Genomic DNA, 19663 nt, shown 5'->3' on the forward strand with positions numbered 1-19663 from the left:
CCCCGACGCTTTCCCCCACGGCGCGGCAGACGCCGTTCACATGCCCGACCATGCTGCCGCCGTGTCGTGTACCGGAAAACAAAGTCGACGGAATGTGGCCTGTTTCCTTGCTTTGCAGCCGGATATGACCGAACACGGGCGCCGTGCGGAAAGAATCGATGCCATTCGCGATCACTACTGGCGGTGGCGGGGCGTGCGCTGGCGCGGTGGGAGCGTCAGCGTGACCTGCCGGACGAGCTGCTGGAAGCACGCCAGCGACGCGATCGCGGGCAGGGCAGCTCCGGTGACTCCGGTGAAGGTCCGGTCCGCCTGGGCCACGCACAGCGTCATCGCGACGGACGAGAACAGCAGCACGATCAGCCAGGAGTGCAGCGCCCGGCGCCGGTGCAGGGCGGTGCGCAGGATGGAGAGCGAGGCCACCGTCCAGGGTCCGTACACGAGGAGGGGCCACCAGGACACCGTCCCGCCGTTCGCGTCGGCCGTGATGCTCTGCAGCGGGCCGTAGGAGACGACCGCTCCGAGGACGTCGACCACCGCGACGATGACGGCGACGAAGGCGACGATCAGCAGGCTGCCGGTCTGCAGCAGCCTCGCCCGGCCGCTCTTCCGGTCCCGTGTCCTGCGGTGCCCGGCGGACGGCCGCCGGATCGGCGGCAACTGAGCGGTGATCTTGGCCAGGTTCTGCATCGGGTCGGCGAAGTCGCCGTCCGGTGCGGAGTCGTTGCGCGGGGGCGGCGCACCGGCCGGCTGCTCCCCCGGCACCGCCTCCTGCAGCAGATACGCGAGTTCCTCGACCGGGTCCCAGCCCGAGTCCGGGGGCACCAGCGACACCCCCGTGTGCAGGGTGTCGCCGGGACGGCCGGGCCAGACGGTGTCCGACTCATAGGTGCCCGCGTACGCATAGTCATCGGAATACCGTTCCCGCCACGGGAAGGAGGGATCGGCATAGTCGTGTTCCATGGATGAAAAACCAGCCCCGTTTACGCGCGGTCTGTGTGCCGACCTGAGTCCTTCTGGACGTTCCACCGCTCGTGGAGTTCCTTCTGGGCCGCCTCCAGCAGCGTCAGGAACTCGCTGAGCAGCGAGTCGACGACCGGAAGCTCGGTCCGCGCACCGGCGCCGGCCACGTCTGCCTGCCTCGCGCCGCGGTGAGGCAGGCCGTGGGGACTCACTTTCGTCATGTCCCGCTAACGCGGCTGCCTGTGCTCCAGATGCGCGGCAAAAGAGTGACATTGGGCGGGAAATCGCCAGTAAGAGATTTTCATCGTAAGACGTGTCATTCGGCCTCGACGGCCAACTCCGCCCACACCGTCTTGCCCACCGGCCGACGGGGCGCCGAGCCCCAGCGCACGGACAGGACGTCCACCAGCAGCAGTCCCCGGCCCGACTCGCCCTCGGGGCACGTCGAGGGCGGGGCCGCCGGAAGCCGCTTGCCGGCGGCCGCGTCCGACACCTCGACGCGGACCAGGCGCGCGGCCGCGTCCAGCGTGACCCGGAGGCCGAAGTCGTGTCCAGGGACCCGGCCGTGCCGCACGGCGTTCGCGGCGAGTTCGCCGACGACCAGCGCGACCGCGCACGAGAGGTCGCACTCCGGCGGGTACCCCCATTCCCCCATACGCCGGACGGCGAGCCGTCGGGCGAGTCGCGCGCCTCGCGGTGAGCACGCGAACTGCTCCGCGAAGCCCGTCGTCCGCCGGGGGTCCTCCGCCGGGGTGGTCGTTGTCGTCAGCACGGCCTGTCCGTCCTTGATCCTGTCGAGCCATACGTCCCGTGCGTACACGGATCGTCACGTTCCGTACTCAAGGGTCGTACGATCGCCCTACGCTCAACAGGTGACACAGGCTTACCTTTCAGGCCATAAGGAACGGAAGTGACGCTTTGGCCAACGGAATTGATCCCAGTGCGTCCATGGCGGCCCTGTTCGGCGCGCGGGTGCGCCGGCTCCGTACGGCGGCCGGCCTGACCCAGGCCGAACTCGGGGCGAAGACGCACGTCGTGAGCACCCGGATCACCCAGATCGAGCGGGCGTCCGGCGCGAAGCCCACGCTGGAGCTGGCGCGTGCGCTGGACGCTGCGCTCGGCGCCGACAACCTGCTGGTGGAGCTGTGGCCGTATGTGTACCGGGAGGCGTTTCCGGACTGGTCACGGAAGTTCATGGAGTACTCGGAGCGGGCGGTCACCATCCGGCAGTACGCGGCCCACGTGGTGCCGGGCCTGTTGCAGACGGAGGACTATGCGCGGGCGGTGCTGAAAGTCGGCCGAACGCTGGGCAGCGAAGAGCAGTTGGAGGAGCGGGTCGCCCTTCGTATGGGGCGACAGGAGCGGCTCGGTACGTCCGACCGGCCCGAGTTGTGGGTGGTCCTCGACGAGGCGGTGCTCCAGCGTCCTGTCGGTGGCCGGGCAGTCATGCGGGAACAGTTGGCGCGACTGCTCACGGCCGGAGCGGAGTCTCATCTCACCGTGCAGGTATTGCCGTTCGACCAGGGTGAGCACGATGTCATGGGTGGCTCGCTGACCGTGCTCACCATGCCGGACGGCTCGGACATCGCCTACACGGAAGGCGCGCACTACGGCCAACTCATCGAGGATCCAGACGAGGTGAAGGGTTTCGCGCTGGCCTACGATCGACTGCGGGCGGCAGCCCTGCCCCCGCTCATGTCACTCGACGTGATCCGATCAGTGATGGAGGACAACCACCGTGGAGCGAATGTCCCGTCCCGATCTGAACGGCGCCGCCTGGCGCAAGAGCAGTTACAGCAATCAGGAGGGGGGCGACTGCGTGGAGGTGGCCGACGGATTCCGGGAGGCCGTCGTCCCCGTCCGTGACAGCAAGGTCCCGCACGGCCCAGCACTGTGCTTCGACGCCGCCTCCTGGGGAGCGTTCATAGGCGAGTTGAAGGCCGGACGGCAGCCCTGACCCTCATGTCCCTCGACATGATCCGGTCCACGATGGAGGGCAACTACCGTGGCGCGAATCTCCCGTCCCGATCTGACCGGCGCCGCCTGGCGCAAGAGCAGCTACAGCAATCAAGCGGGGGGCGACTGCGTGGAGGTGGCCGACGGATTCCCGGGGGCCGTCGTCCCCGTCCGTGACAGCAAGGCCCCGCACGGCCCGGCGCTCTGCTTCGACGCCGCCTCCTGGGGAGCGTTCATAGGCGAGTTGAAGGCCGGGGGCCACCGCCCCTGAGGCACACGCGACGCGCACCCCGCCCATCGCGGGAGCGGTGGCGGGGTGCGTGGGGTTCACCGTGTGGTGAACGGGGACCGGCTCGTCACTTGGCCAGGAAGGCGAGCAGGGCGTCGGTGACCTCCTGGGCGTGGGTCCACAGCAGGCCGTGCGGGGCGCCTTCGATGACGGTGTAGTCGGCCTGCGGAAGCGCGCGGTGGAACGGCTCCGCGGTCGCCTCGATCGGCAGGATGCGGTCGGCGTTGCCGTGCAGGATCAGGGCCGGTACGTCGATCTTGGCGACGTCGGCGCGGAAGTCGGTGGTCCAGGTCGACACGCAGGCCAGCGAGGCGTACCAGGAGGCGCCGGCGGCGACGTTCCAGCTGTTGCGGACCGCCTCCTCGCTGATCCGGGTGCCGAGGTTCTCGTCCAGGTTGTAGAAGTCCTGGTAGAACGCGGTGAAGTAGGCGTAGCGGTCCGCGGTGACGGCCTGCTTGATGCCCTCGAACACGCCGCCGTCGACGCCTTCGGGGTTGTCGTCGGTCTTGAGCAGGAACGGTTCCAGGGAGGCGAGGAAGGCTGCCTTGGCGATCCGGGCGGAGCCGTAGGTGCCCAGGTAGCGGCCGACCTCACCGGTGCCCATGGAGAAGCCGACGAGCACGACGTCGTTCAGGTCGAGGGTCTCCAGGACGGTGTGGAGGTCGGCGGCGAAGGTGTCGTAGTCGTAGCCGGTGGTGGACTGGCTGGAGCGGCCGAAGCCGCGCCGGTCGTAGGTGATGACGCGGTAGCCGGCGTCGAGGAGGGCGGCCGCCTGCTTCTCCCAGGAGTGGCCGTCGAGCGGGTAGCCGTGGATCAGCACGACCGGCTGGCCGGTGCCGTGGTCCTCGTAGTACAGGTCGATCGGGGTGGAGTTCTCCTGGCCGACGGTGATGAAGCCCATGGTGGTGTCGCTGCCTTTCGGTGTGCGTGCGGTGGTGCGGCCTTTGCCGGCCCTGACCTGGTGCGGTGCGTTGTGCGGGTGGTGCGACACCAGGAAAGGTAGCACCCAATTGAGTTGTGTGCAATTGAGTTGTGCTCAATCAATTGGCGGGGCGGCGGGTGGCCGGGGCGGGCTCGGCGCCGTCCGGGGCCGGGCCGGCGGCGGTGGGCGTGGTGTCGCCGTTCTGGCCGCGGGTGGCGATCAGGGACCAGCCGATGGAGACGGTGATGGTGACGGCGATGACGCCGAGGGTCAGCGGGATGGGCAGCTTGCCGACGGGGGTCTCGGACAGGATGAGCTTGACGCCGGCGAAGGCGAGCAGAACCGCGAGCCCGTAGTGCAGGTAGGCGAAGCGGCGCAGGAGTCCGGCAAGGCAGAAGTACAGGCTGCGCAGGCCGAGGACGGCGAAGGCGTTGGCGGTCCACACGATGAAGGTGTTGGTCGTGATGGCCAGGACGGCGGCGACGGAGTCGACGGCGAAGATCAGGTCGGTGGCCTCGATCGCGACCAGCGCCACGAACAGCAGCGTGGCCACGCGGCGTCCGCTGATCGTCGTGAAGAAACGGCCGCCGTGGTACCGCGTATCGGTGGGGACGATCTTCTTGACCAGGCGGACGACGGGGTTGCGTTCGGGGCGGACTTCCGCGTCCTTGGAGACGGCCATCTTGTAGCCGGTCCAGATCAGGAACGCGCCGAACAGGTAGGCGGTCCAGAAGAACAGCTGGAGCAGCTCGGCGCCGACGAAGATGAACACCAGCCGGAAGGCGAGTGCGCCGATGACACCCCAGAACAGGACCTTGTGCTGGTAGGCGTCCGGAACGGCGAAGAAGGAGAAGACCAGCGCGAAGACGAAGACGTTGTCGATGGACAGCGCCTTTTCGATCAGGTAGCCGGCGTAGTAGGTGGACGACGCCTCTCCGCCCTGCCACAGGAGGAGGACCAGGCCGAAGGCCAGGCCGATGGCGATCCACACCGCGGACCAGACGGCCGCCTCCTTGAAGCCGATCACATGGTTGTCGCGGTGGGCGATGAGGTCGACGGCGAGCATGACGGCGATGACGAGGGTGACGGCGGCCCACACCCACAGCGGGACGGTGAACGACAGACCATTCATTGGTTGATCGGCCTCCTCGGACGAGGTCGAAAGGGAGGGGCAAGAAGGAGGGCGGGTGCCGGGCCCTGGCGGGTTCGGGTCACGGAGGGCGTGCCGGGCCCGGGCCGCCGGTTCGGTTCACATGGGCGCTCACCTCACGGTCATGCGGGCTGCCGGGCGGCGGCCGGGCCGCGCCGGGCGAGCGTCCACACGGTGCGCACCCCGGCGGGTGACAACTCGGCCGGTCCCAGGCCGGCACCGGCGACGGGAGCCGTCCAGCGGGCGGGGGCTACGGCGTAGACGAACGGGCCGCCGCGCGGGCGTGCGGCTTCGATCAGGCTGTGCGCGTCCAGCCCCGCCGGGCCCCGGCTGGAGGCCACCACCAGCGGCGAGTGATGCCGCGCCGCCAGGGCCAGCACCTCGCCCGCGGCCCCCGGCCTCATCCGCCCGGCGCCGTCGGCCGGGACTCGGTGGGCGACGGGGATGTAGCCGATGCCCGCGCGGCGCAGCCGGGGCAGTACCCGGTCCAGGACTCCCCGGTCCGTCCGCGCGTCCGCACGGGTCCCGGCGGGGATCTCCGGCGGTGCGGGCAGGACGGCGACCAGCAGCACCGGCGCCTTGTGGGCGGCGGCCAGGCGGACGGCGGCATCCACCACGGCGGCATCGTCGGGCCGGTCGGTGATCACAGCGGTCACCGGGTGCGGCAGGGAGAGGGGCAGTGCCGGGGCGCCGGTGGCCGCGGGGCGGGCCGGGGTCTCGGTGCGGGTGTGGGTGTGGATGTGGATGTGGGGGGACATCGGGACCCCCTTTCAGCGGGGTCGGAGGGGGGTGGGGTGCTTTCAGCGTCACCCGTTCGACCGATTGGCGTCAAGGTTTACATGAAATTTTTTTCGGCAATTGTTTTTCGTGAAATGATGTTGGACATGCGAAGTCGGCTTCGTATGATGAAGGTCATGAGCCAGCCCTCCAGCCCGCGCGGCGACCAGTGGACGTTCCTGACCAACCACGCCCGCGTCCTGATCACGCTCGCCCGCGACCCCGAATCCCGCCTGCGGGACGTAGCCGGTCTGATCGGCATCACCGAACGCGCCGTGCAGCTGATCGTCGCCGACCTCGAAGCGGCCGGATACCTCACCCGCACCCGCGTCGGCCGCCGCAACCGCTACACCATCGACCCCACCGTCGCCCTGCGCCACCCCGCTGAAGCCGACCACCCCGTCGGCGACCTCCTGACCACCTTCCTGCACCGCGAGGACACCCCGGCGACCCCGGTGAGCCTCTCCGAGTCCGTCGCCGCCCGTACGGGTCAGGGGGACGCGCGCCAGTCGTGACCCTCCTCCTACGATGAGGTCGATGACCAGTTCCCGTGCCGTTCGGCAGTCGGTGTGCCCGCCCTCGTGGCGGTGGCGGGGGCTGCTCGTGCTCGGGCTGCTGGCGGGGCTGCTCGGCATGCACGCCCTGGCGCCCGGGGGTGCCGTACCGGGGCAGGCGCACGAGGTGCAGAGACACCCGCAAGGCATGCACATGGCGGACGCGATGCTCATGTCCGGCGAGCACGCCCACGGCGGCTCCGGCGGCGGGTGCCATGTGCTGCACGCGGACCCGACCTGCGCGTCGGGGGCCGTGAGCACGGGGCCGGGGGCGCCCTCGCTCGCGCCCGACCGCACCGCGGCCGCCGCACACGCCGCCGTCCCGCGCCCCCGCGCGGCGACGGGGCCGGACGGCGGGCGCGCCCCGCCGTCACACGCCGAACTCCAAGTCCTGCGGATATAGAGCGCGTCGTCCGGCACCGCCCCGCCACCGTGCGGCGGCCCGGTGCTCCGGCACGGCTCAACCGACTTCAACCGCTCTGACTTCCGCAGGAGTTCACCCATGTCCAAAACCCCCCGCGTCTCCGTCCGCACGCGCGCCCGCCGCGTCGCGCTGATCGCGGCCGGCGCCACCGCCGCGCTCGCCCTCTCCGCATGCGGCAGCAGCAACGCTTCCGACCAGTCCGCCGGCCACTCCGCCAGTCACTCCGCCGCCGCGAGCAGCGGTCAGGCCACAGCCGGGGCGCACAACGCCCAGGACGTCGCCTTCGCGCAGGGCATGATCCCGCACCACCAGCAGGCCATCGAGATGGCGGGACTCGCCGCCGACCGGGCCTCCTCCGCCCAGGTCAAGGACCTCGCCGCGCGCATCGAGAAGGCGCAGGGGCCGGAGATCACCACCATGACCGGATGGCTGAAGTCCTGGGGCGAGGAGGTGCCCGCCTCCGACGACTCCATGTCCGCGATGCCCGGCATGACGCACGGTTCCATGCCCGGCATGATGAGCACCGACGACATGGACAAGCTGCGCGGCATGTCCGGCAAGTCCTTCGACACCATGTTCCTGACCATGATGGTCCAGCACCACGAAGGCGCGGTCACGATGGCGACCACCGAGCAGGACAAGGGCCGTTACGGTCCCGCCATCGCCATGGCCGGCGACATCATCACCACCCAGAAGGCCGAGATCGCCGAGATGAACAAGATGCTCGGCAAGAGCTGACGGCGACGGACGCAGGCGTCGGCGTCAGCTCTGGCGTCGGCGCAGGCGTCAGTTGTTCCACGTCTCGTCATACGGGTCCGCGGGCGTCGGCACCGGCCGGGCCGAGGTGACCCGGAAGAACGGGACGGGACCGCCGTTGACGGGGTCGCGGGTGCGTTCCGCGGTGTACGTGCCCGTGACCTCCAGCCACCTGTCGGGTTGCAGGACCGGCGGGATGCGGCCGGTCAGGCCGATCTTGACCGGCTGGGCGTCGGCGGCGCAGCAGTTGAGGGCCATGCGGACCAGGTAGGGGCGGCCGGCGTGGTCCAGGGCGACGAAGCCGGTCACCTTGATCTCGCGGCCGTCGAGCAGGCGGCCGTGGTCGTAGACCGCGCGGCTCGCGTAGTCGACGACGCTGAGGCGGAGGGGGCCGGTGGCCGGCAGGGAGTCGTAGCCGTACGGCTGTTGCAGCGCCGTGCCGGTGCGCATGGCGCTGTACGAGCCCAGGGCCGGGGGCGCGACCAGGATCAGGGCGAAGAGGGGCAGGACCAGCAGCCAGGAGATCCGGGGTTCGCGGTGGGCGTGCTCGTCGGCGTGCCGCTGCCCGTCTCCGGGCGCGTCCCCGGGTGCGTTCCGTTTCCCCCGCCGCCACTCGTACCAGGCCGTCGCCGTCGCCGCCGCGATCAGTACCGCGCCCGACAGCAGCAGCAGCGGTTGCAGGCCCGCCTTGACGTAGCGCAGGTACAGGTCGGTGAGGCCGGCGTGCAGCAGGGCCGCGCCGGTGAGGAACAGGACCGCCGCCTGTGCCTGCCGGTTCACAGCAGCACCGCCCCGGTCAGGACCGCTCCGGCGATCGCGAGGGCGAAGGTGGCGGGGGCGAAGCGCAGGGCGAAGCCGCGGCCGAACGTGCCCGCCTGCATCGCGAACAGCTTCAGGTCGATCATCGGTCCGACCACCAGGAACGCCAGCTTGGCGGTGAGCGAGAACTGGGTCAGCGACGCCGCCACGAACGCGTCCGCCTCCGAGCAGATCGACAGCAGCACGGCCAGCACCGCCAGCGCCAGCACCGCGACCAGCGGGTTGTCCGCCGCCGAGCGCAGCCAGCTCGCCGGGGCCACCGCCTTCAGCGTCGCCGCGGCCATCGCGCCGACCACCAGGAAACCGCCCGCGTGCATCACGTCGTGCCGGACCGAGCCCCAGAACGCCTCGCCCCTGCTCTGGCCGTCGTGGTGCGGTCGCCCCGGCGGGCGCAGCCAGTCCGTGCGGCCCAGGCGCTGCCACAGCCAGCCCATCGCGCAGGCCACGAGCAGGCTGGCGGCGAAACGGGCCAGGACCATTTCGGGGTTGCGGGGGAAGGCGACCGCCGTCGCCGTCAGCACGATCGGGTTGATCGCCGGGGCGGACAGCAGGAAGGCCAGCGCGGCGGCCGGGGTGACGCCCCGTCGGACCAGCGCGCCGGCGACCGGCACGGACGCGCACTCGCAGCCGGGCAGCACCGCGCCCGCCAGTCCGGCCACCGGGACCGCGAGCGCGGGGCGGGCGGGCAGCGCACGGGCGAAGAAGGACGGCGGCACGAACACGGCGATCGCCGCCGACAGCAGCACGCCGAGCACCAGGAAGGGCAGCGCCTGCACCAGCACGGCGACGAACACCGTCATCCAGCTCTGCATCACCGGGGCCGACAGCGCCCCGCGGACGGGGCCCTGCCCCAGCACCAGCAGGAGCAGAACCATGGTCAGCAGCAGCGGCGACCGCGATTCGGACCGCCGCGCCTCCGGGCGTTCGGCGTCCGCCTCCGCCTCCGCGTCCGGCGGTGCCGGCGGTGCCGGCGGTGCTGCTTTGGTGATGGCCATGGGCGGGGTACCTCCGGTGCTGCGGAAGGACGCGGTTTCCCTCTCCTCGCTTACGGCCGGGCAGTGGCGGCCGTTCAGCGGACCGGCCCGGCGCCAGCGGACCGGCCCGGCGCCAGCGGACCGGCCCGGCGACGGCGGACCGACCCGGCGCCGGTGGAACCTGCCCTGCCGGTAAGGCAGTCTGTCTGCTCGTGGGGAGCGTTCCGAATCAGGGTGGACCGGGCGCGGACGCCAGCGCGCACATGGTGGTGTGCGGGGACGACGGGCTGGCGCACCGGCTGGCCGCCGAACTCAGGGGTGTCTACGGCGAGCAGGTGACGCTGGTCGTGCCGCCCTCCGAACGCGGTGCGCGGCCGCGGACGGTGGGGCGGGCGCGGGCGACGACGGCCGCGCTGCTGGACCGGGTGAGCGCGGCCGTGAACCGGGCCGGCGGCAACGGCGAACCCGCCGACGGCGAGCGCGTCGTGGAGGCCGCCGAGCCGACCGAGTCCGCGCTCGGCGAGGCGGGCGTGGCACGGGCCGCCGCGCTGGCGCTGGTGTACGACGACGACGAGACCAACATCCGCGCCGCCCTCACCGCCCGGCGCCTCAACCCCAGGCTGCGGCTCGTACTGCGGCTCTACAACCGGCGGTTGGGGCAGCACATCGAGGAACTGCTCGACCAGGCGGCCGCGTTGGCCATCCGTGACGCGCACGGCGACGCGTCGACCACCGTGCTGTCCGACGCCGACACGGCGGCGCCCGCGCTGGTCGCCACCGCCGTCGCCGGCACCAGCAAGGTCGTACAGACCGACGGGCTGCTGCTGCGGGCCGTGGAACGGCAGCCGCCGGGGCCCGGGCAGACGGCCGATCCGGGGCTGGCCACGCTGGCGCTGCTGTCCGCCGAAGGCGGCGAGAGCGGCGAGGAGCAGGGGCCGCGGCTGCTGCCCGACGCGGCGGAGGTGCGGGACGCGACCGGACGCGGGACCGTCGTGCTGCAACAGGTGGCGTACGCCGGGCCGTCGCTGCCGCCCGCGCGCGGCGCGGTGCCGTTCGCGTCGCTGTTCTCGCGGCGGCTGCGGTGGTCGCTGGCGGGACTCGTGGGGTGCGTGGTCGCGCTGGCGGTGGCGCTGTCGGTGCTGACCGGGATGCATCCGCTGACCGCGGGCTATCTGACGCTGCTGGACCTGTTCGCCATCGACGATCCGGCCATCGGCCAGTCCGTCGGGCGGAAGATCCTGCAACTGCTGTCCGGACTGGTCGGGTTGCTGCTGCTGCCGGTGCTGCTGGCCGCGGTGCTGGAGGCGCTGGGCACCTTCCGGACCGCGTCCGCGCTGCGCAGGCCGCCGCGCGGGCTGGGCGGGCACGTGGTGCTGCTCGGGCTGGGGAAGATCGGCACGCGGGTGCTGACCCGGCTGCGGGAGCTGCAGATCCCCGTGGTGTGCGTCGAGGCCGACCCCGAGGCGCGGGGCCTGGCGACGGCGCGGCGGCTGCGGGTGCCGGTGGTGCTGGGGGACGTCACGCAGGAGGGCGTCCTGGAGGCCGCCAAGATCCACCGGGCGCACGCGCTGCTCTCGGTGACCAGTTCCGACACGACGAACCTGGAGGCCGCGCTGTACGCGCGGTCCGTGCGGCCCGACCTGCGCGTCGTGCTCCGACTGTACGACGACGACTTCGCGACCGCCGTGTACCGCACCCTGCGGGCCGCGCATCCGCGGGCGTCCACCCGCAGCCGCAGCGTGTCCCACCTGGCGGCGCCCGCTTTCGCCGCCGCGATGATGGGGCGGCAGATCCTCGGGGCCATACCGGTCGAACGGCGGGTGCTGCTGTTCGCGGCCGTGGACGTGGCCGGGCACCCGCAACTGGAGGGGAAGACGGTCGCGCAGGCGTTCCGGGCCGGGGCCTGGCGGGTGCTGGCACTGGACACGGCCCTCTCCGGCGGCCGCCGGGAGGAGCCCGCGGCCGAGGAGGCGTACGAGGACGTGCGCGGGCCGGGGGTGTCGGGGCTGGTGTGGGACCTGCCCGACACCTACGTCCTGCACGGCACGGACCGGGTGGTGCTGGCCGCCACCCGCCGCGGACTGGCGGAACTGCTGGGCCGACGCCCACCGGAACGCACACCCCCGGCAACCACCACGCCCCGGCCCCGCCCGTGACCGGACCCCCGCACCCGCCCCTGCCCGCGCCCCGGCCGCCCGGTGCGGCCCGACGGCCCGGCCCTGCTCGGCGCGCACCGGCCCCGGACGGACGCCGCGCGGGCCGGCGCCCACCGGTCACGTCGTCGGCCGCGCTCCCCCGCCGCCCCGCGCCGTTCGGCGTTCGGGCTCTCCCCAGAGCGCCCGGACGCATGGCTTCGCCCGCCGGAGGGGCGGGCCGTCGAGGCCGCGTGGCGGCAGCCGGACCGCCCGCACCTTGCCCCCGCCCGCCCGGTGCGGCCCGACGGCCGACGGCCCGCGGCCGGGCGCTCCTCGAAGCGCCCGAACGCGTGGCCTCACCCCGGCCGAGGGGCCGGCAGTCGCCGCTGTCGGCGTGTGGCGGCTGCCGGACCGCGAGTCGTCGGCGCCGGCCGGCGCGTCGGCCCGCGTCCCCCGGGGCCGGGTCACTTCAGGTGGCGTTCCGCGAACTCCAGTTCCAGGCGTACCTGCTTGATGCGTTCGTCCACCACCAGTGAGCCGTGACCGGCGTCGTAGCGGTACACCTCGTGGACCGCGCCGCGGGCCTCCAGGCGCTTGACGTAGTTCTCGATCTGGCGGATCGGGCAGCGTGGGTCGTTGACGCCGGCCGAGATGTAGACCGGGGCCTTGACCTGGTCGACGTAGGTGAGCGGGGAGGACGCCTCGAAGCGCTCGGGGACCTCTTCCGGGGTGCCGCCCAGCAGGGTGCGGTCCATCGCCTTCAGCGCTTCCATCTCGTCGTGGTACGCCGTGACGTAGTCGGCGACCGGCACCGCCGCGATGCCCAGCGCCCAGGCGTCGGGCTGGACGCCGAGGCCGAGGAGGGTGAGGTAGCCGCCCCAGGAACCGCCGGTGAGGATCAGCCGGGAGGGGTCGGCGAGACCGGAGTCCACCGCCCACTCCCGTACCGCCGCGATGTCCTCCAGCTCGATCAGGCCGACGCGGTGCTTCAGGGCGTCGGTCCAGGCGCGGCCGTAGCCCGTGGAACCGCGGTAGTTGACGCGGACCACCGCGTAGCCGTGGTCGACCCAGGCCGCCGGGGCGGCCGCGAAGGCGTCGCTGTCGTGCCAGGTCGGGCCGCCGTGGATGTCGAAGACCGTGGGCAGCGGGCCCGTCGCGCCGGCCGGCTTCTGCACCAGGGCGTGGATGCGGCCGCCGGGGCCCTCCACCCACACGTCCTCCACCGGCACCGAGCCCGGCGACTTCATGCCGGGCGGGTCGAGGACGACCCGGCCCGTCGTCGAGCGGACCGCCGGCGGCTCGGCGGCCGACGACCACAGGTACTCCACGCTGCCGTCGGGGCGGGCCGTCGCCCCGGACACCGAACCGGGCGGGGTCGGGACCTTCTCCAGCACGCGGCTCGCCAGGTCGTAGCGGAACAGTTCGCTGCGGGCCTCGAAGCTGTGGACGACGAGCAGCCCGGTGCCGTCCGGGTACCACTCGGCGCTCACGTCCCCGGGCAGCTCCAGGACCAGGTCGGTCTCCTCCCCGGTGGCCACGTCCCACACCAGGGGCTCCCAGCGGCCCCGGCGCTGGTGGCCGACGAGCAGGCGGGTGTCACCGGCGACCGGCGCGAAGCCCAGGACCTCCAGGCCCAGCTCCTCGGTGCCGCCCTTGGTGTCGTCGAGCTCGGCGACCGGTGTGCCGTCGGGGCGCAGGACGCGCAGCGCGGAGTGCATCGCGTCGCCGTGCTCGGTGTGCTCGACGGCGATCAGGGTGCCGTCGTGGGAGAGGTCGCCGACGCCCGCCGACTCGCGGTGCCGGTAGATCTGCACCGGCGGCTCACCCGTGCGCGCCAGGTGGATCGTGGTGCCGTCCTCGTCGGTGGAGCGGCCGACCACCGCGGTACGGCCGTCCCTGCCCAGGGCCAGGCCCGCGGGGTAGGAGGCGTCCAGGCCCGGTGTCGCGGGCTCGTCGGCGCCGCCGGTGAACGGCTGCCTGCGCCAGACGCCGAACTCGTCGCCGTCCTTGTCGTCGAACCACCAGATCCAGGCGCCGTCCGGGGAGAGCACGCCGTCCGTCGTGCCGTTCGGCCGGTCGGTGACCTGGCGCTGCTCGCCCGTGGAGCGGTCCCAGGCGTACAGCTCGTACGTCCCCGTCGCGTTCGACACGAACAGGGACCGGTCGGGCGCGTCCTCCGCCCAGTGCGGGAGCGACACCCGCGGCGCCCGGAAGCGCCTCTCCCAGTCCGGCATCTGCTCGATCGGTTCCTGCTGGTCCTGCTGGTCCCGCTGATCCGGCGCGGCCGACCCGTTGCTCTCAGTCATGGCCCCATACTGCCCGCCCGGCCCGGAAATCCGCTGGCCCGATCCTCAGCCTGTGGACAACTTGCACCGATCGCTTACCCGGACCGGCCCCGGACGGCCCGGACCGGTCCCGGACGGCCCGAACCGGCCGGCAGCGAACCCCCGCGGTTCGGCCGTGCGCGGCGGAGCCGTACCGTTGGAGGCGTGTACCGGTTTCTGCTGACGCCCCGCTGGTGGGGGATCAACGTCTTCGTGCTGCTCGCCATCCCCTTCTGCGTCTTCATGGGGTCGTGGCAGCTGAGCCGGTTCGAGGACCGGGTGCAGGACCACCGGGACGCGACCACGCAGGCCGCCCGGGCCGAGCGGGAGGCGCCCCGCCCGCTGGCCGAGCTGCTGCCGGTGACCAAGGCGACCTCCGGCAAGCAGGCCACCGCGACCGGGCGGTACGGCGAGCAGCTGCTGGTGCCGGGCCGCGAGCTGGACGGCAGGCAGGGCTTCTACGTACTGACCATGCTGCGCACCGACGGCGGCAAGGCGCTGCCCGTGGTGCGGGGCTGGCTGCCCGGCGCCGCGGACGCCGCCAAGGCGCCCCGCCCGCCGAAGGGCGAGGTCACCGTCACCGGCGCGCTCCAGGCGTCCGAGACGCCCGGCGACAACGGGGTCAGCGCGCAGGGCGGGCTGCCGGCCGGGCAGACCGCGGCGATCAGCTCGGCGTCGCTGGTGAACCTGGTGCCGTACGGCGTGTACGACGCCTGGGTCACCCTGCGCACGGCGGACTCCGGGATGAAGGCCGTGCCGGCGACGGCGCCGTCCGGCACGGGGCTGGACCTGAAGGCGTTCCAGAACCTCGGTTACACCGGCGAGTGGTTCGTCTTCGCCGGGTTCGTGGTGTTCATGTGGTTCCGGCTGCTGCGGCGCGAGCTGGAGTTCGCGCGGGACGCGGCGATGGGGCTGGCCCCGGAGGACGAGGAAGCGGGCGTGCCGGTGTGACCCGCGCCCGCTTCCCTCACCGGCATCGAGGACAATCCCCGCGCCGCGGAGTCCCGCGTCACGAGCCTGCCAGCAGCCCCGTGTAGTACACCGTCCCCGCGCAGGCGCCGGTCACCGTCGCCGAGACCGAGGGCGCCCCGGCCTGCGCCGTGTGGGTCACCACGACGCTGCCGTCCGCCGTGCCGTCCTCCGTGAGCAGCTGGGTCGTCACGCCGCTGCCCGTGCCGGTGGTCGTGGCGCCGGAGGTGCTGCCGACGTCCTGACTGGGGCTGGGGGCCGGCGAAGGGGCGCCGGTGTCGCCGCCGGTGGAACCGGAGGAGGGGCAGGTCTCCGAGGGCACCCAGGCGAACTTCACCGCGTAGGCGGCGCCGGGCTGGAGCACCAGCGTGGCGGCCTCGGTGGACGGGTCGGGCAGGCCCGTCGCCGCGTCCCCGGCCGCGTGCCGGGCGGTGCCGATCCGGGCGGGGTCCGCGGCGCCCAGCGCGCTCGCGCCCACCGAGCCGGGGCCGTCGACGGTGCAGGCGGCGGCGGAGCGGTTGACCACGCGGAAGCCGCCGTAGACCGTGCCCGTGGAGTCGGGGGCGGTGGCCGCGTCGGTGGTGGCGCCGAGCTGGTCGGAGGTGCACACCGGGGCGTCCGCCGGTTCGGTGGCCGCCGGGTCGGCGCCGGCGCTGCTGCCGCTGCCGGGGCCGGTGCCCTTGGTCTTGCCGTCGCCCCCGTCGCCGGCCTTGCCCTTGTCCGGGGTCTTGCCGGAGTCGCCGCCGGCCGAGCTGTGTCCGTCGTCGGTGTTCTTGCCCTGTCCGCTGCCGCCCTGTGCCTGCGAGGCCTGGCCGGCGACGGACGGGTTGACGTCGGACCCGGTGGAGTTGGAGACGTGTACCAGGGCCGGGACGGCCGTGCCGAGGAACAGGGCCGCGGCGGCCATGCCGACGGCGGCCTGCCGCTTGCGTGCCCGGCGTGCGGGCACCGCCCGCCGCAGGTGCTCCAGCGTGCCGTCGCGGGGCTCCACCGACTGCACAGCCTGGTGCAGCATGCTGCGCAGATCCAGCTCGTCCGAGTCGAGCCCGTCCAGGCTCTGTTCGTCGGGGCCGTCGTTCACAGTTCCGTTCCCAGCGTGCGATTGCGTGTCGTTGTGCGGGTGCTTCCCCGTCGGCTCGTGCCATGCGTAGGGCTCGTGGCGCTCGTGGGAGTCGCCTCCCCTGCCGTCGCGGTTCATGCCGGCGCCTCCATCGCGATGCGGAGGGCGGCGATGCCGCGTGAGCCGTACGCCTTGACCGAGCCGAGCGATATCCCGAGCGTCTCGGCGACCTGGGCCTCGGTCATGTCCGCGAAGTAGCGCAGCACCAGGACCTCGCGCTGACGGCGCTGCAGGCCCTTCATCGCCTTGATCAGGGAGTCGCGCTCCAGCTGGTCGTACGCGCCCTCCTCGGCGCTCGCCATGTCCGGCATCGGCTTCGACAGCAGCTTGAGGCCGAGGATGCGGCGGCGCAGGGCCGAGCGGGACAGGTTGACGACCGTCTGCCGCAGGTAGGCGAGCGTCTTCTCCGGGTCGCGGACGCGCTTGCGCGCCGAGTGCACCCGGATGAAGGCCTCCTGGACGACGTCCTCGCAGGAGGCGGTGTCGTCGAGCAGGAGCGCCGCGAGACCGAGCAGCGAGCGGTAGTGCGCCCGGTAGGTCTCGGTGAGGTGGTCGACGGTGGTACCGGCCGCCACGGTGTCGTCGGCGCCGTCACGCTGACTCGGGATGCGGGCGGGCCGCGCTGCGGGCATGCGGGCGATCACCGGCATGCCGCCGGGCGCACCGGCCGGCCGGGGCCGCAGGGGGCGCCGCGGCGGCCGCAGGGCCGCGGTGTGCGTCGCCGCGGGGATGTCGAGTACCTCTGCCACGTCTGTTGGACACGTTCACCGCCGTGAGGGTTGTACGTGCCGAGCGTCACTTTCGCTTCGGGCGGCTCCATCGGCCGCCCGTTTTCAGGCAGCACGGCTGACCGTGCGTCAAACGCCCTCATGCCTACCCGCTCTTCCCCTATAGCCTGAATGACCGCGGCGTCCCCACGCCCGGCCACGCATCCCGCACCCCTGAAGGGCGTTCGCAAAGACGCTCCCCGCCCTTCGCGCGGTTGCGAAGAGCGGGGAGGGAAATCTTCGGACGCCGAGGGCTCCCACTTCAAGTGGTCCGGACCATTGCCCGGCTCACATCGAACTCACAGATCCTACAAACCGATTCCGGAATGGCCAGGACTTTTCCGGCCCGCACCCGCGCGCACCGCAGGTGTGCCGCCCACCGGACGTCACGTCAGCTCCGCCGCCACCAGTTCCGCGATCTGCGCGGTGTTGAGCGCCGACCCCTTGCGGAGATTGTCGCCGCAAACGAAGAGTTCGAGCGCGGTGGGGTCGTCGAGGGCCCGGCGGACCCGGCCCACCCAGGTCGGGTCGGTGCCCACGACGTCGGCCGGCGTGGGGAACTCCCCGGCGGCCGGATCGTCGCAGAGGACGACCCCGGGGGCGGTGGCGAGGATCTCCCGCGCCTTGCCGACGGTGACCTCGCCCTCGAAACGGGCGTGCACCGTCAGCGAGTGCGTGGTGATCACCGGCACCCGCACACAGGTCACCGCGACCGGCAGGGCGGGCAGACCGAGGATCTTGCGGGTCTCGTCCCGCACCTTCATCTCCTCCGACGACCAGCCGTCCGCGCGCACCGAACCGGCCCACGGCACGACGTTCAGCGCGACCGGCTCCGGGAAGGGCCCGGTGTCGTCGCCGACGGCCCGCCGCACGTCCCCGGGGCTGGTGCCCAGCTCCGTGCCGGCGACCAGCGCGAGCTGCCGGCGCAGCGTCTCCACCCCGGCCCGCCCGGCCCCGCTGACCGCCTGGTACGAGGAGACGACCAGCTCGCGCAGCCCGAACTCGGCGTGCAGCGCGCCCAGTGCCACGATCATCGACAGGGTCGTGCAGTTGGGGTTGGCGATGATCCCGCGCGGGCGCCTGCGCACCGCGTGCGGATTGACCTCGGGCACGACCAGCGGCACCTCCGGGTCCATCCGGAAGGCGCCGGAGTTGTCGACCACCACCGCGCCCCGGGCGGCGGCGAGCGGCGCCCACCGCGCGGCGACCTCGTCCGGCACGTCGAACATGGCGACGTCGACGCCGTCGAAGACCTCCTCGGTGAGCGCGGTCACCTCGACCTGCTCGCCGCGCACGGCCAGCTTGCGGCCGGCCGAGCGGGGCGAGGCGACCAGGCGGATCTCACCCCAGATGTCCGCATGCTGGGACAGGATCTCGAGCATGACCGTGCCGACGGCCCCGGTCGCTCCCACGACCGCGAGCGTCGGCTTGCCGGTCGGCGCCATCAGCGGCCCGTGCCTCCGTAGACGACGGCCTCGTCGCTGTCGGAGTCGAGCCCGAAGGCGGTGTGCACGGCGCGGACGGCGTCGGGAACGTCGTCCTTGCGGGTCACCACCGAGATGCGGATCTCGGATGTCGAGATCAGCTCGATGTTCACGCCCGCGTCGGACAGCGCCTCGAAGAAGGACGCGGTGACGCCGGGGTTGGTCTTCATGCCCGCGCCGACCAGGGAGATCTTGCCGATCTGGTCGTCGTAGCGCAGCGACTCGAAGCCGATCGCGGTCTTCGCCCGCTTCAGCGCGTCGATGGCCTTGCGGCCCTCGGTCTTGGGCAGCGTGAAGGAGATGTCCGTCAGGCCGGTGGAGGCGGCGGACACGTTCTGCACGACCATGTCGATGTTGATCTCGGCGTCGGCGATCGCGCGGAAGATCGAGGCGGCCTCGCCCGGCTTGTCCGGCACACCGACGACCGTGATCTTGGCCTCGGAGGTGTCGTGCGCGACACCGGAGATGATGGCCTGCTCCACCTTCTTGTCCCCTTGCTCGATCGGCTCGCTGCTGACCCACGTGCCCTGGAGCCCGCTGAAGGAGGAGCGGACGTGGATCGGGATGTTGTAGCGGCGGGCGTACTCCACACACCGGTGGAGCAGCACCTTGGACCCGGAGCTGGCGAGCTCCAGCATGTCCTCGAAGGAGATCCAGTCGATCTTCTTCGCCTTCTTCACCACGCGCGGGTCGGCGGTGAACACGCCGTCGACGTCGGTGTAGATCTCGCACACCTCGGCGTCGAGGGCGGCCGCGAGCGCGACGGCGGTGGTGTCGGAACCGCCACGGCCGAGCGTGGTGATGTCCTTCTTGTCCGCGCTCACGCCCTGGAAGCCGGCGACGATGGCGATGTTGCCCTCGTCGAGGGCCGTGCGGATACGGCCGGGCGTGACGTCGATGATCCGGGCTTTGTTGTGGACCGAGTCGGTGATGACGCCTGCCTGGCTGCCGGTGAACGACTGGGCCTCGTGACCCAGGTTTTTGATCGCCATGGCCAGCAGTGCCATGGAGATACGCTCTCCCGCGGTCAGCAGCATGTCGAACTCGCGCCCGGCAGGCATCGGCGACACCTGCTCGGCGAGATCGATCAGCTCGTCCGTCGTGTCGCCCATCGCGGAAACGACCACGACCACCTGGTGGCCGTTCTTCTTCGCTTCCACGATCCGCTTGGCGACGCGCTTGATGCCCTCGGCATCGGCTACGGAGGAGCCTCCGTACTTCTGCACGACAAGGCCCACGTGCGCTCCTCGCTAGGTCTTCCTCTGTCGGCTCAGTCTAACGAG

The 19663-nt window shown here is 72.3% G+C and carries 21 protein-coding genes; 8 read left to right on the plus strand and 13 right to left on the minus strand.

Annotated elements, in window-relative coordinates:
• Positions 1–174 precede the first annotated feature (174 nt).
• The 3 genes from AB0G63_RS07090 to AB0G63_RS07100 form a co-directional block, all read right to left on the minus strand.
• Entirely contained in the window at positions 175–960 is a 786-nt protein-coding gene (locus AB0G63_RS07090) for a DUF2637 domain-containing protein (protein ID WP_360745510.1), read from the minus strand.
• 20 nt (positions 961–980) lie between these two features.
• Positions 981–1127 (minus strand): hypothetical protein, encoded by a 147-nt coding sequence (locus AB0G63_RS07095; RefSeq protein WP_351890786.1) that lies wholly within the window; start codon positions 1125–1127, stop codon positions 981–983.
• A gap of 149 nt (positions 1128–1276) precedes the next feature.
• Positions 1277–1732 (minus strand): ATP-binding protein, encoded by a 456-nt coding sequence (locus AB0G63_RS07100; RefSeq protein ID WP_360745513.1) that lies wholly within the window; start codon positions 1730–1732, stop codon positions 1277–1279.
• A 176-nt stretch (positions 1733–1908) separates the two neighbouring features.
• Between AB0G63_RS07100 and AB0G63_RS07105 the strand changes: the two genes are divergently transcribed.
• From AB0G63_RS07105 to AB0G63_RS07115, 3 genes are read left to right on the plus strand one after another with little or no spacing between them, the layout of a single operon-like run.
• Complete coding sequence (locus tag AB0G63_RS07105; protein ID WP_360745516.1) at positions 1909–2826, plus strand: helix-turn-helix transcriptional regulator; 918 nt, start codon at positions 1909–1911, stop codon at positions 2824–2826.
• Positions 2786–2917, plus strand: coding sequence for a DUF397 domain-containing protein (locus tag AB0G63_RS07110; RefSeq protein WP_360745519.1), 132 nt, complete (start codon positions 2786–2788; stop codon positions 2915–2917). The genes AB0G63_RS07105 and AB0G63_RS07110 overlap by 41 nt, the downstream gene beginning before the upstream one ends.
• Before the next feature lie 48 nt (positions 2918–2965).
• Positions 2966–3187 carry a DUF397 domain-containing protein gene (locus AB0G63_RS07115; RefSeq protein WP_360745522.1) on the plus strand — a complete coding sequence of 74 codons (222 nt, stop codon included), beginning with the start codon at positions 2966–2968 and terminating at the stop codon, positions 3185–3187.
• An 85-nt stretch (positions 3188–3272) separates the two neighbouring features.
• Here AB0G63_RS07115 and AB0G63_RS07120 read toward each other — a convergent pair whose 3' ends face one another.
• From AB0G63_RS07120 to AB0G63_RS07130, 3 genes are all read right to left on the minus strand, one after another.
• Entirely contained in the window at positions 3273–4106 is an 834-nt protein-coding gene (locus AB0G63_RS07120) for an alpha/beta hydrolase (protein ID WP_360745524.1), read from the minus strand.
• 139 nt (positions 4107–4245) lie between these two features.
• The gene (locus tag AB0G63_RS07125; RefSeq protein WP_360745527.1) at positions 4246–5259 is read right to left on the minus strand and encodes a TerC family protein; all 1014 of its coding nucleotides are present in this window, start codon (positions 5257–5259) and stop codon (positions 4246–4248) included.
• Positions 5260–5399: 140 nt separating this feature from the next.
• Positions 5400–6035 carry a universal stress protein gene (locus AB0G63_RS07130; protein ID WP_360745530.1) on the minus strand — a complete coding sequence of 212 codons (636 nt, stop codon included), beginning with the start codon at positions 6033–6035 and terminating at the stop codon, positions 5400–5402.
• A gap of 156 nt (positions 6036–6191) precedes the next feature.
• On the opposite strand from AB0G63_RS07130, the gene AB0G63_RS07135 reads away from it, so the two are divergent.
• From AB0G63_RS07135 to AB0G63_RS07145, 3 genes are all read left to right on the plus strand, one after another.
• Positions 6192–6569: a transcriptional regulator gene (locus AB0G63_RS07135; RefSeq protein ID WP_360745533.1), complete on the plus strand. Its 378-nt coding sequence runs from the start codon at positions 6192–6194 to the stop codon at positions 6567–6569.
• A 22-nt stretch (positions 6570–6591) separates the two neighbouring features.
• Positions 6592–7011, plus strand: a complete 420-nt coding sequence (locus AB0G63_RS07140; protein ID WP_360745536.1) for a DUF6153 family protein — start codon at positions 6592–6594, stop codon at positions 7009–7011.
• Positions 7012–7110: 99 nt separating this feature from the next.
• On the plus strand, positions 7111–7770 hold the full coding sequence (locus AB0G63_RS07145; RefSeq protein ID WP_360745539.1) for a DUF305 domain-containing protein: 660 nt from the start codon (positions 7111–7113) through the stop codon (positions 7768–7770).
• A gap of 48 nt (positions 7771–7818) precedes the next feature.
• Here the strand turns inward: AB0G63_RS07145 and AB0G63_RS07150 are convergent, their stop codons facing one another.
• Both AB0G63_RS07150 and AB0G63_RS07155 read right to left on the minus strand, forming a co-directional pair.
• A complete protein-coding gene (locus AB0G63_RS07150) occupies positions 7819–8568 on the minus strand; it encodes a TIGR03943 family protein (RefSeq protein ID WP_360745542.1) in 750 nt (249 codons plus the stop codon).
• Positions 8565–9602: a permease gene (locus AB0G63_RS07155; RefSeq protein WP_360745545.1), complete on the minus strand. Its 1038-nt coding sequence runs from the start codon at positions 9600–9602 to the stop codon at positions 8565–8567. The genes AB0G63_RS07150 and AB0G63_RS07155 overlap by 4 nt, the downstream gene beginning before the upstream one ends.
• Positions 9603–9844: 242 nt before the next feature.
• On the opposite strand from AB0G63_RS07155, the gene AB0G63_RS07160 reads away from it, so the two are divergent.
• Complete coding sequence (locus tag AB0G63_RS07160; RefSeq protein ID WP_360745749.1) at positions 9845–11737, plus strand: NAD(P)-binding protein; 1893 nt, start codon at positions 9845–9847, stop codon at positions 11735–11737.
• Positions 11738–12180: 443 nt separating this feature from the next.
• Here the strand turns inward: AB0G63_RS07160 and AB0G63_RS07165 are convergent, their stop codons facing one another.
• Positions 12181–14022: a prolyl oligopeptidase family serine peptidase gene (locus AB0G63_RS07165; RefSeq protein WP_360745548.1), complete on the minus strand. Its 1842-nt coding sequence runs from the start codon at positions 14020–14022 to the stop codon at positions 12181–12183.
• A 183-nt stretch (positions 14023–14205) separates the two neighbouring features.
• Here AB0G63_RS07165 and AB0G63_RS07170 point away from each other — a divergent pair, with 183 nt between their 5' ends.
• Positions 14206–14991 (plus strand): SURF1 family protein, encoded by a 786-nt coding sequence (locus AB0G63_RS07170; RefSeq protein WP_360745551.1) that lies wholly within the window; start codon positions 14206–14208, stop codon positions 14989–14991.
• Positions 14992–15049: 58 nt separating this feature from the next.
• Here the strand turns inward: AB0G63_RS07170 and AB0G63_RS07175 are convergent, their stop codons facing one another.
• From AB0G63_RS07175 to AB0G63_RS07190, 4 genes are all read right to left on the minus strand, one after another.
• A complete protein-coding gene (locus AB0G63_RS07175) occupies positions 15050–16090 on the minus strand; it encodes a hypothetical protein (protein ID WP_360745554.1) in 1041 nt (346 codons plus the stop codon).
• A 113-nt stretch (positions 16091–16203) separates the two neighbouring features.
• Positions 16204–16779, minus strand: a complete 576-nt coding sequence (locus AB0G63_RS07180) for a SigE family RNA polymerase sigma factor (RefSeq protein ID WP_360745752.1) — start codon at positions 16777–16779, stop codon at positions 16204–16206.
• Between the two features lie 503 nt (positions 16780–17282).
• Positions 17283–18341, minus strand: a complete 1059-nt coding sequence (locus AB0G63_RS07185) for an aspartate-semialdehyde dehydrogenase (RefSeq protein WP_360745557.1) — start codon at positions 18339–18341, stop codon at positions 17283–17285.
• Positions 18341–19618 (minus strand): aspartate kinase, encoded by a 1278-nt coding sequence (locus AB0G63_RS07190; RefSeq protein WP_360745560.1) that lies wholly within the window; start codon positions 19616–19618, stop codon positions 18341–18343. The genes AB0G63_RS07185 and AB0G63_RS07190 overlap by 1 nt, the downstream gene beginning before the upstream one ends.
• Between the last annotated feature and the right edge of the window lie 45 nt (positions 19619–19663).

This window comes from Streptomyces sp. NPDC020996, from assembly GCF_040641355.1.
Lineage (GTDB): Bacteria > Actinomycetota > Actinomycetes > Streptomycetales > Streptomycetaceae > Streptomyces.

Bases quoted from the DNA above. Each gene is read 5' to 3' on its own strand.
- AB0G63_RS07090 (WP_360745510.1), bottom strand. From the start codon at position 960: ATGGAACACGACTATGCCGATCCCTCCTTCCCGTGGCGGGAACGGTAT.
- AB0G63_RS07105 (WP_360745516.1), top strand. From the start codon at position 1,909: ATGGCGGCCCTGTTCGGCGCGCGGGTGCGCCGGCTCCGTACGGCGGCC.
- AB0G63_RS07120 (WP_360745524.1), bottom strand. From the start codon at position 4,106: ATGGGCTTCATCACCGTCGGCCAGGAGAACTCCACCCCGATCGACCTG.
- AB0G63_RS07125 (WP_360745527.1), bottom strand. From the start codon at position 5,259: ATGAATGGTCTGTCGTTCACCGTCCCGCTGTGGGTGTGGGCCGCCGTC.
- AB0G63_RS07130 (WP_360745530.1), bottom strand. From the start codon at position 6,035: ATGTCCCCCCACATCCACATCCACACCCACACCCGCACCGAGACCCCG.
- AB0G63_RS07135 (WP_360745533.1), top strand. From the start codon at position 6,192: ATGAGCCAGCCCTCCAGCCCGCGCGGCGACCAGTGGACGTTCCTGACC.
- AB0G63_RS07140 (WP_360745536.1), top strand. From the start codon at position 6,592: ATGACCAGTTCCCGTGCCGTTCGGCAGTCGGTGTGCCCGCCCTCGTGG.
- AB0G63_RS07145 (WP_360745539.1), top strand. From the start codon at position 7,111: ATGTCCAAAACCCCCCGCGTCTCCGTCCGCACGCGCGCCCGCCGCGTC.
- AB0G63_RS07155 (WP_360745545.1), bottom strand. From the start codon at position 9,602: ATGGCCATCACCAAAGCAGCACCGCCGGCACCGCCGGCACCGCCGGAC.
- AB0G63_RS07160 (WP_360745749.1), top strand. From the start codon at position 9,845: ATGGTGGTGTGCGGGGACGACGGGCTGGCGCACCGGCTGGCCGCCGAA.
- AB0G63_RS07165 (WP_360745548.1), bottom strand. From the start codon at position 14,022: ATGACTGAGAGCAACGGGTCGGCCGCGCCGGATCAGCGGGACCAGCAG.
- AB0G63_RS07180 (WP_360745752.1), bottom strand. From the start codon at position 16,779: ATGCCGGTGATCGCCCGCATGCCCGCAGCGCGGCCCGCCCGCATCCCG.
- AB0G63_RS07185 (WP_360745557.1), bottom strand. From the start codon at position 18,341: ATGGCGCCGACCGGCAAGCCGACGCTCGCGGTCGTGGGAGCGACCGGG.